The organism is Streptomyces sp. BR123 (assembly GCF_013401435.1).
Classification (GTDB): Bacteria; Actinomycetota; Actinomycetes; order Streptomycetales; family Streptomycetaceae; genus Streptomyces.
In genome coordinates this window covers 1-9,817 of record NZ_JACBGN010000261.1, presented here as the reverse complement: position 1 = coordinate 9,817, position 9,817 = coordinate 1, and the positions used below count along the sequence as shown (strand labels likewise).

Sequence of the window (9,817 nt, the reverse complement as noted above, 5' to 3'; positions counted from 1 at the left end):
CGCCGACCCCCCCGACCCGGCCGAACCGACCGGCCCCGCCGGCCCCGCCGGATCCGCGGGCGGAGCTGCGGGAGCTGGCCGCGTGGCAGCGCCCGCTGCGCGCCGGGTTCCCCATCGTGGCCGGGCACCCCGGCCAGGCGTACCTCGACAGTGCCGCGACCGCGCAGAAGCCGCAGGCGGTCCTGGACGCCGTGCACGCCTATCTCACCACCTCCAACGCCAACTCCGCCCGCGGCTCCTACCCGTGGGCGAACGCGACGACGGCGCTGGTGGAGGGCGCCCGCGAGCAGGTGAAGGCGTTCCTGGGGGACCCGGACCCGGAGCGCTCCTCGGTGCACTTCACCAGCGGGGCCTCGGAGGGGCTGCGGACGGTCGCCCGGGACTGGCTGCCGGAGCTGCTCGCCGACGGCGACGAGATCGTGGTCCCCTTCGGCGACCACCGGGCCAACCTCGACCCCTGGCTGGAGGCGCGGGACCTGCTGGCCGCGCGCGGGGTGCGGATCACCGTGCGGGAGCTGCCCTGCCAGGCCGGTTCCGGGGACTACGACCCGGCGGCCCTGGCCGCTCTCGTGGGCCCGCGCACGCGGTTCGTGGCCGCGACGCACGTCCACCACGTGTACGGCGCCGACATGAACGTGCACCGCGTCCGCGAGGCGGTCGGGCCGCGGGTGCCGGTCTGCCTGGACGCCGCCCAGAGCGTCGGCCACCAGCCGGTCTCCCTCGCCGAACTGGACGTGGACTTCCTGGTGTTCTCCGGGCACAAGGCGCTCGCCCTGCCGGGCACCGGCGCGGTGTGGGCGCGGGGCGCGCGCGGCCCGGCGTTCCGTCCCGGCGGCTGGCCGGGTACGCCCAACACCGCGGGCATCGCGAGCCTTTCGGCCGCGCTGGACTGGCTCCGGGCCGCCGATGTGGGGCGGATCGCGCGGTGGACGACGGCGCTGGCGGCGGTGCTGACCGACGGGTTGGACCGGCTGTCCGCGTACGAGGTCCTCGGCTGCAGGACCAGCCTGGCGGCCGGGTCCCCCGTGCAGCGGCGGGGCAGCATCGTGACCTTCCGGCACCACGGGATCGGCTCGCAGGACCTGGGGTTCATCCTGTACAGCCACGGGTTCATGGTGCGGTCCGACGAGCACTGCCAGGCCGGGCGGAGTGTACGGGACGGATCGGTACGCGTGAGCCTGCACGTGTACAACACGCTCGAAGAGATGGAGGAGTTGCTGACGGTGCTCACGAACCTGCAATGATTTTCACTATGGGTATGAGCGCAGTGACGGCCGCGCGCTGGGTGGAGCGCTGGGAGTGCCAGCAGCAGCGGTACGCGGTGGACCGCGAGGAGCGGTTCACGGTCATCGCGGACGTGGTCGAGCACGTCACGCACACCGTGTCCGGCCGCCTCCTCCTCGACCTGGGCAGCGGCCCGGGCACACTCGCCGCGCGCCTGGCCGACCGGCTGCCCGGCTCCGAGGTGCTGGCCGTCGACGCGGACCCGCTGCTGCTGGAGCTTGGCCGGGCGCACTTCGGGGAGCGCCTGCGGTACGTGCGGGCCTTGATCGGCGCGCCCGGCTGGCTCGACGCGCTCGGCCTCGACCGGCCGGTGGACGCGGCCGTCTCCACGACGGCGCTGCACTATCTGGACCGGGCCACCCTGAGCGGGGTGTACCGGGACCTGGCCGAACGGCTGCGCCCGGGCGGGGTGTTCGTCAACGGCGACCACATCGCACCCGACGACCCACCGCTGCGCGCCCTCGCGCAGGACATCGGCCGCCGCCACAGCGAGCGCAGCCTGGCGTTCACCCACGAGGACTGGTCGTCCTGGTGGTCGGGGGCGGCGGCCGACCCGGAGCTCGCCCCGCTGTTGTCCGCCCCCGACGCCGCCGGGCACCCGCCCTGCGCCGCCGACGACCTGCCGGTGTCGGTCCATGCCGCACTGCTGCGCCGGGCCGGCTTCCGCCATGTGGGCACGGTCTGGCAGTACGGCAGCAGCCGGGTCCTGGCCGCCGTACGCTGACCCGCGGGCGCGGGCGGGGGCGGGGGCGGGGTGCGGTCAGGCGGGCCGCACCAGGTCGCCCGCCCCGCCCCGGGTCACCGCTGTGACGGGGATGCCGGCCCGGTCGAGGAGGCTGGCCGCGATGACGGCCCGGCGGCCGCTGCCGCACACCGTCCAGATCTCCCGGTCCCGGGGCAACTCCCCGAGCTTCCTCGGCAGTTCGGCCAGCGGCACGGCGAGGGCGCCGGGGATGCCGCCGTCGGGGCGGTCGGGCCGGACGTCCAGGACGCGCCGCTCGGCGAGGTGTCCGGCGAGTTCGGCGGCGTCGGCGGTCCGGAAGGACCGCAGGGGGCGGCCGGCGGCGGCCCAGGCGTCGACGCCTCCGGCCAGGTGCCCGGCGATGTTGTCGTAGCCGATCCGCAGGAGCTGGCGGACCGCCTCGCGGCGTGCCTCCCCGGCCGGTTCGGGCAGGACGAGGACCAGGCGGGTGCCGAACGGCACGACCTCGGCGACCAGGCTCGCGAACCGGTCGTCGAGCTCCTCGCAGATCGACCCGGGCAGGTGCCCGGCGGCGAAGGAGGCGCGGTCACGGCCGTCGACGATCTGCGCGCCGCCCCCGGCGAGCCCCTCGACCGCGGCGGGGGTGAGCGGCCGCAGCGCGGGCAGGCCGCCCAGGACGGGCGGGCCGGACCGGTTCACCGGGGCCATGTGGTGGTAATAGGCCGGGTACGGCGGCAGGCCCGCCGTCCGCTCGCTGACGAACTCCTCCTCGTCGGCGGCGGTGAGCGCAGGGTTGGTGCGCCGCTCGGCGCCCAGGGTGGTGGTCCGCTCCGCCGCCGCCGGGCCGGCCGAGCAGGAGCTGCCGGAGCCGTGCGTGGGCAGGATGCGGGTGGTGTCGGGCAGCAGGGCCAGCCGGCGCAGCGAGCGGTACTGGGCGCGCGCCAGCTCCTCGGTGTGGTCGGGGCCGGAGAGGTCGGTGCGGCCGGCGGTGCCGACGAGCAGGCTGCCGCCGGTGAAGACGGCCGCCGGATCCGGGCGGGGGCCGTCGAAGACCAGGTAGGAGGTGTGCTCGGCGGTGTGGCCCGGCGTCTCCATCGCCCGCACGGTGGTGTCCCCGATCGTGATCTCGTCGCCCTCGGCCAGTCCGAGGTGGTCGAAGGCGTACGGGGCCCGGGCGGGGCCCGCCACGGTGGCCCCGGTCGCGGCGCGGACCTCCAGGGCACCGGAGACGTAGTCGTTGTGGACGTGGGTCTCCAGCGCGTACCGGATCCGCACGCCGCGGCCGGCGCAGGATTCCATCAGCTCCCAGCTGTCGCGCTGCGGGTCGACCAGGGCGGCTTCGTCCCCGCTGACGAGGAGGTAGCTCGTGTCACCGAGCGAGGCGGTGGTCATGATCTCGATCTCGGTCATCGGGTCACCGGGTCCTTCAGACGACGACCACGTCCACGCGGGCCACGGGGTTGCAGCCGTAGCCGTGGGCGTTCCAGGGGGCGGCGTCCGGCTGGGTGTCGCCGCGGGCGTCGGTGGCGCGGGACAGCAGCCGGTAGGGGCCGGGCCGGGCGGGTGTCCACCGGTACGACCAGGGGGTCCAGGCGTAGGGGCCCGCCGGGGCTTCGAGGCGGGCGTGGTGCCAGCCCGCGCCGGGGCCGCGGGCTGCGGCGTCGCCGCCGGGGCCTTCGGTCTCGGGTCCCTCGGCGCCGGCGTCGTTCCCGGCGTGCTCCGCCCGCACCACCACCCGGCGCACGGGCACGCCGCCGCCCGACCAGGCCTGCCCCCGCACCAGGATCTCGTGGCCGCGGCGCAGGTCCGCGTCCGGTTCGGGGGCGGTGATCAGCGATTTGACCCGGACGGTCGTGACGGGCCCCTCGGGGGTGCCCCGGGAGTCGGTGTACACGTACTCCTCGGCCTGGAAGACGCCGGTGAACGGCTCGGTCACGGCGCGGGCGCCGACCAGCCACTTCACGTCGGCGACCGCGTACCGGCCGGGGACCACCAGGCGGACCGGCGCCCCGTGCTCGGGGGTGAGCGGCTCGCCGTTCATGTGCGTGGCCAGCAGCGTGTCGGGGTGGAGGGCCACGTCGAGGGGGAGGCTGCGTTCGAAGGCGGTGGGGCGGCCGTGCACGGTGCCGGAGTCGGCTCCGGTGAAGACGATCTCGACGGTGCGCGGGTCGAAGCGGGCCCGGGCCGCCAGCAGCGCGAACGGCACCCCGGCGACGCGGGTGCAGCCGACCGCCCGCTGGTCCCAGGGAAGGCCGGGCGGGCGGGGGTCCATCAGTGCGCGGCCGTTGCCCGCGCACTCCATGAGGACGTCGTGCTCCCGGCGCTCAAGGGTGAGCAGGTCCGCGTACCCGAGGGTGAAGGGCGCGGCCGCGGCGCCGCCGAATTCCAGCTGCCAGTGGTCGGGCGCGGTCTCGGGGATGCCGAAGTGGTCGCGGACGAACAGGGCGGCCACGGGCGTCACCGGGTCGGCCAGCGCGGCCGCCGGCGTCTGGGCGTTGTACGGGTCGGACGTCACCGTTTCGGGAGCCCAGCCGGTGGCACCGGACCCGAGCGGAATGGGCCATGCCGTCATCGCGGAACCTCCGTCGGGCCGCTGACCCGACACGACGCGGATCCCCTTCAGTTTACGTCCGGGGACGTCTGCGGAAAATTCCGGCAAAACCCTTGACTTGTTCTGATGGAGGAGGAAAGTAGTGCTTACACCGGAATACCAGAAAGAGCCACACCGCCTCCCGAAGACGTTCGGGAGCCCGCGTGACACTTCCAGGCTCTGGCTAGGCCCCCGGCAGAGACTGTCGAATCGGAGGAGCCGTCGGCGACGACCGATGACCCTTGATTGGCAAGGCTGCCGGGGGCTGCTGTGTGCCCGGACGGGGGCTGCGGGGCTGCTGTCAGGGGTTCTGCTGCGGGGCCGTGAAGGTGGTGAAGGCGCTGCGCTTGGGGAGGCGGAAGGCCTCGCGGCCGGTGACGGCGTTGAGGATCGTGGCGTTGCGCACCGCCCCGATGTCCAGGTTCGGCGCGGAGACCCCGTGGCTGTGCACTTCGGCGTTGGCCACGAAGATGCGTCCCCCGATGCCCTCGGCGAGTTCCACGGAGTGGTCGGCGCGGACCCGGTGGCGGCCGCGGCCGTCCCGCAGCAGCAGGTGCTCGACGGGGTCGAGGAAGGTGGGCGGGCGGTTGCGGTAGCCGGTCGCGGCCACCACCAGGTCGGTGGTGTGCTCGAAGACCGCCCCCGTGTCGCGGTGCCGGCAGGCCAGCACCGCCCGGCCCGCCGCGTCGACGGCGGCGGACTCCACGGTGATGCCGAACCGCAGTTCCACGTCGGCGAGGCCGTGCTCCAGCTGGCGCCGGTACAGCAGTTCGTGGATCTGGTCGAGGGTGTCGGTGGAGATGCCCTTGTAGAACTGCCACTGCTCGCCGGCGAGCCGGTCCCGTACGTGCTCCGGCAGGGTGTGGAAGTACTGCATGTACGCCGGAGTGGTCATCTCCAGGACCATCTTGGTGTAGTCCAGCGGCGCGAAGGACGGCGTCCGGGTCAGCCAGGCCGCCGCCGGGCCGCCCTCCACGTTGCGGCCCAGCAGGTCGACCATGACCTCGGCGCCCGACTGGCCGGATCCGACCACGGTGACCTTGCCTGCGTCCTGTACCTCGGCCGCCCGGTACAGGTACTCCGAGGTGTGCAGCAGCCGCTCCCGCGGCAGTCCGGCCAGCGCCCCGGGCACGTGGGGTGCGGTGCCGATGCCGAGGACGAGGTTGCGGGCGGCGAAGCGCAGCCGGGTGCCGTCGCCGCGCACCGCGTGCACGGCGAAGTGCTCGGGCCCGGGCTCCCAGCGGACCTCCTCGACGCGGTGGGAGAAGCGGACCGAGGGCAGGCGGGCGGCGGCCCAGCGCAGGTAGTCCTCGTACTCCCGGCGGGAGGGGAAGAAGTTCTCCCGCACGGTGAAGGTGTAGAGCCGGTCCATGTCGTGGAGGTAGTGCAGGAACGACAGCGGGTGGCCGGGGGCGACGAGGGTGACGAGGTCGGCGAGGAAGTTCACCTGCATGGAGGCCTCCGCGAACATCATCCCGCGGTGCCAGGTGAACTCGGGCTCTTCCTCCAGGACCAGCAGGTCGAGGCCGTCCACGGCCTGGGCGAGGGCGGCGAGGCCCAGGTTGAAGGGGCCGCAGCCGATGGCGATCACATCGTGTCCGGTCATCGGGGCAGGTCCTCCTCGCGGCGCGGGTGACAGAGCAGGACGGCCGTCTTCTCGGGCAGGGTGATCTCCCGGATGCGGCGGTAGCCGGCGGCGCCGAACGCCCGGAGGGAGGCCGTGTTGGCCGCGTCCGGCTCGGCGACCACCCGGGGGCAGGCGGGGTCGGCGGCGAGCAGCCCCTCGGCGAGGGCGCGCAGCAGGGTGCGGCCCAGGCCTTTGCCGGTGCGGGCCTCGTCGCCGATGGCGATGTGCACGCCGAGGTCGCGGGGGTGGTACGCGTAGTGCTCGGTCAGCCGGTCCCGGAGCACGCGGTACACCTCGATGTAGGCCACCGGTTCGCCGTCGAGCGCGACGAGGACGGGCCGCACGGCGACGCCCGCGAGGTGTCCGGCGATCTCCTCGTGCCAGCGTTCGCGCGGCCAGGCCTGGTGCCAGAAGGCGTCGATGTGCGGGGACTGCATCCAGCCGTGGACCAGGTCGAGGTCGGCTCCGTCGGCCCGGGCGGTGCGGGCCGACCAGGCTCCGGTCAGCAGCGGCAGCGGGGGCCCGGGGACCGCGGCACCCGGTCGGCCCGTTTCCTGCGGCAGCGGTTGGGCGGACGTCATGCGGCGGCCTCCTGCAGCGGGTTGGGGGCGTCGAGGTAGACGGACTGGGCGTCGAGGGGGGCGAGGACCTCGTCGATGCCGTGCAGCCGGGTGAGCAGGTTGGCCTTGCCGGGCAGGGTGCCGGCCGTCAGCCAGCGGCGCGCCAGCCGGTCTCCGTCCGGGCCCGCCTCGGCGAGGGCGGGCAGGGCGGCCCGCAGCCGGTCGGCGAGCACGGCCAGGAGGGCCCGCTCGTCCGCGAGTCCGTCGACGGCCAGGCAGCCGACGACGGACAGCGCCTGGTTGCGCAGCAGGTAGTAGGAGAGGCGGTCGTCGACCAGGGCGTCGTCCACGACGGCGAGCGTGGAGGAGTCCGCGCCCGAACGCTTGAGGAGCTCGGGCAGGTGGGAGGCGGCCAGGTAGTAGCCCTGGTTGTCGCGGAAGGCGCCGCCGGTGACCCGGCCCTGTGCGTCCAGCCGGACCAGGGTGTTCTGCTGGTGGGCCTCCAGGCCGATGCCGGTGGAGGCGTACAGGTGGAGCATGGGGACGAGGACCCGGTCGACGTAGGCGGCCGTCCACTGCTCGGCGGCGCCGGGGCCCTGCGCGGCCACCAGCTCGCCGAGCGTGCTGCGGCCGAGGCCCGGCCGGGGGGCGACCAGGCCCACGAGGCAGCGCAGGTCGGCGATGCCGTGCGGGACCTCCCGTACGGCGACGTCGAGGCCGGTCACCTCCGGGCCGTCCGTGCGGCCGGGTTCGTCGACGGCGATCCAGGCGGGGTCGCGGGTGACGGTGAATCCGGGGTGGGCGAGGAAGGTGCCGTCGGCGTGGCCGGCGTCGAGCAGCCGGTTGACCTCCAGGCCGCGGCGCAGTTCCGTACGGGTGGACTCGCGGCGGGAGTTGGTCAGCCGCAGGCCGAGGGAGAGTTTCAGCATCACCTCGGCGCCGGGCCGGTAGACGGTGCGCAGGCTGGACGTCGGCCACCAGGCGGGACCGAGCTCGCCGAGCGGTTCCAGGGCGCCGGAGGCGACGAGGGCGGCGATGCGCGGGCGGTGCAGCAGGTCGCGGGCCTGCCAGGGATGGGCGGGAATCAGGATCCGGCCGTCGGCGAGGGGGCGGCCGGCCAGGTCGGCGAGGAGGGCGACCGTGTCCCGGCCGGCCAGGGAGGGCGCGTCTTCGACCGCGTCGTGCGAGACGACCGAGGCGTCGGCCGCGAACCAGTGCAGGCGGAAGGAGCCGCGCAGCTCGGGTGAGAAGGCCGCGGTGTCGTGGTCGGAGATGCCGTCGCGGCTCTTGGGGGCAGGGTGGTTCAAGTGGCCCAGGAGCAGGGCCTGTTCGGAGTCGAGGAAGCCGTCCGTGCCGGGCGGCGGCGTCGGCTTCGCCCGACGGTCGGCGAGGAAGGAGGTGACGCGACGGACGGACTCGGCGGTGCGTTCGACCAGGTCGGCCACCTCGCCGGCGGGGACGCCGCCGGGGCGGGCACCGCCCCGTACGGCCGCCTCCGCGGCCAGCAGGGCGACGGCCGTCACGGGGTCGGCGGGGTTGCCGAGCACGCCGCCGGGGCCTTCGAGGCGTACGGGGGCGAAGCGGTGCCAGCCGGTGGGCGAGCGGTGTGTCACCTCCGTGACGAGGACCAGTCCTGCGGTGGGCAGCTCGACCCGCAGCGGGCCGGGTGCGACGGGGGTTGCGGTCTCCAGCAGCCAGCAGCGCAGCAGGGCCTCGATGTGGGCGTGCTCGGCGGCGGCCCGGGGGGACGGTGCGTGCAGGGGGTCGGCCTGGGCGGTGGGGGTTGAAGCCGCGGCGGCGGTCGTCATGCGGCGGTCTCCTCCATGAGTCGTTCACAGGTGCGGCCGGCGTCGAGGACGGTGTCCACGAGGTCGTCGATGTCGTCTGCGGTGGTGGTCGGGTTGAGCAGGGTGAACTTCAGGCACACCCGCTTCGGGGCGCCCGGTCCGCCGGCAGCGGCCTCGGTACGGCCGATGAGGGCCCTGCCGGACTGGAGCAGCCGGCGGCGGACGGCGCCGTTGAGGGCGTCGGCGGCGGACGGCGCCGCTCCGCCCCGGTAGCGGAACACCACGGTCGTCAGCTCGGCCGGGGAGACCAGCTCCAGTTCGGGCTCGGCGAGGATGCGCCGCTCGGCGTGCCGCGCCAGGTCGTGGCAGGTGTCGACCATGCGGCCCAGCCCGGTGCGCCCGTACGCCAGGAGCGTGGCGGCGGCCTTCACCGCGTCGGGGCGCCGGGTGGTCTGGAGGCTGCGGCCGAGCAGGCCGTCGTAGCCGGCCTCGATGTCGTCGGCCGGGTTGAGGTAGGCCACTTCGCGGTCGAGGGCGGTGAAGGCGCTGCTGTCCGAGACCAGGAGCGCGCTGGCGGCGGCGGGCTGCCAGCCGAGTTTGTGCAGGTCGAGGGTGAGGGAGTCGGCGAGTTCCAGTCCGTCCAGGCGGTCGGCGAGCCGGTCGGAGAACAGGGCGCCGAAGCCGTAGGCGGCGTCGACGTGGGTCCACATCCCGTGGCCGGCCGCGATCTCCGCGATCTGCGCGAGCGGGTCGACGGAGCCGAAGTCGGTGGTCCCGGCGGTGGCGACGACCGCGACCGGTGTCTGGTCGGGGCGGAGGGCCGCCAGCGCGGCGGCCAGGGCCTCCGGCCGCATGCGCCGGTGCTCGTCGACGGGCACGGCGCGTACGGCCGCCTCGCCGAGTCCGAGGGTGGCGCAGGCGCGGTGCGTGGAGAAGTGGGCGAGTTCGGAGCAGAAGACCACCGGTCCGGGCAGCGCTGCCACGCCCTGTTCGCGGACGTCGATGCCGCGGCGCAGGGCGGCCGCGTCCCGGGCGAGCAGGAGTCCCATCAGGTTGGACAGGGAGCCGCCGGGGGTGAGGACGCCGTCCGCGCGCTCGCCGAGCCCCGCCAGGCCGGTGAGGGTGCCGATGAGCCAGCGTTCGACGGCGATGGCCGACGGCCCGGAGTCGTAGGTGTCCAGGGAGGCGTTGCCGGCGCTCGCCAGGGTGTCCGCGGCGATGGCGACCGCGAGCGGCGGGGGCTGGAGGTGGGCGGCGGCCCGGGGG

The 9,817-nt window shown here is 75.0% G+C and carries 8 protein-coding genes; 2 read left to right on the top strand and 6 right to left on the bottom strand.

Features of this window, described 5'->3' with window-relative positions:
• The first annotated feature begins 65 nt into the window (after positions 1-65).
• Positions 66-1,244: an aminotransferase class V-fold PLP-dependent enzyme gene (locus tag HYE82_RS28945; RefSeq protein ID WP_256987855.1), complete on the top strand. Its 1,179-nt coding sequence runs from the start codon at positions 66-68 to the stop codon at positions 1,242-1,244.
• 8 nt (positions 1,245-1,252) lie between these two features.
• Positions 1,253-2,008 (top strand): trans-aconitate 2-methyltransferase, encoded by a 756-nt coding sequence (locus tag HYE82_RS28940; RefSeq protein WP_179177134.1) that lies wholly within the window; start codon positions 1,253-1,255, stop codon positions 2,006-2,008.
• A gap of 36 nt (positions 2,009-2,044) precedes the next feature.
• On the opposite strand, the gene HYE82_RS28935 is transcribed toward HYE82_RS28940, so the two are convergent.
• From HYE82_RS28935 to HYE82_RS28910, 6 genes are all read right to left on the bottom strand, one after another.
• Positions 2,045-3,397 (bottom strand): rhodanese-like domain-containing protein, encoded by a 1,353-nt coding sequence (locus tag HYE82_RS28935; protein WP_179177133.1) that lies wholly within the window; start codon positions 3,395-3,397, stop codon positions 2,045-2,047.
• Positions 3,398-3,413: 16 nt separating this feature from the next.
• Positions 3,414-4,559, bottom strand: coding sequence for a molybdopterin-dependent oxidoreductase (locus HYE82_RS28930; protein WP_179177132.1), 1,146 nt, complete (start codon positions 4,557-4,559; stop codon positions 3,414-3,416).
• 319 nt (positions 4,560-4,878) lie between these two features.
• A complete protein-coding gene (locus HYE82_RS28925; protein WP_179177131.1) occupies positions 4,879-6,183 on the bottom strand; it encodes a lysine N(6)-hydroxylase/L-ornithine N(5)-oxygenase family protein in 1,305 nt (434 codons plus the stop codon).
• Entirely contained in the window at positions 6,180-6,785 is a 606-nt protein-coding gene (locus HYE82_RS28920) for a GNAT family N-acetyltransferase (protein WP_179177130.1), read from the bottom strand. Before HYE82_RS28920 ends, HYE82_RS28925 begins: the two co-directional genes overlap by 4 nt.
• On the bottom strand, positions 6,782-8,572 hold the full coding sequence (locus HYE82_RS28915; RefSeq protein ID WP_179177129.1) for an IucA/IucC family siderophore biosynthesis protein: 1,791 nt from the start codon (positions 8,570-8,572) through the stop codon (positions 6,782-6,784). Before HYE82_RS28915 ends, HYE82_RS28920 begins: the two co-directional genes overlap by 4 nt.
• Positions 8,569-9,817, bottom strand: a 1,249-nt coding sequence (locus tag HYE82_RS28910) for an aminotransferase class V-fold PLP-dependent enzyme (protein ID WP_179177128.1), incomplete at its 5' end; no start/stop codon positions are given. The genes HYE82_RS28910 and HYE82_RS28915, both read right to left, overlap by 4 nt.

Coding starts and splice junctions, on each gene's coding strand:
- HYE82_RS28940 (WP_179177134.1), top strand. CDS start 1,253: ATGGGTATGAGCGCAGTGACGGCCGCGCGCTGGGTGGAGCGCTGGGAG.
- HYE82_RS28935 (WP_179177133.1), bottom strand. CDS start 3,397: ATGACCGAGATCGAGATCATGACCACCGCCTCGCTCGGTGACACGAGC.
- HYE82_RS28930 (WP_179177132.1), bottom strand. CDS start 4,559: ATGACGGCATGGCCCATTCCGCTCGGGTCCGGTGCCACCGGCTGGGCT.
- HYE82_RS28925 (WP_179177131.1), bottom strand. CDS start 6,183: ATGACCGGACACGATGTGATCGCCATCGGCTGCGGCCCCTTCAACCTG.
- HYE82_RS28920 (WP_179177130.1), bottom strand. CDS start 6,785: ATGACGTCCGCCCAACCGCTGCCGCAGGAAACGGGCCGACCGGGTGCC.
- HYE82_RS28915 (WP_179177129.1), bottom strand. CDS start 8,572: ATGACGACCGCCGCCGCGGCTTCAACCCCCACCGCCCAGGCCGACCCC.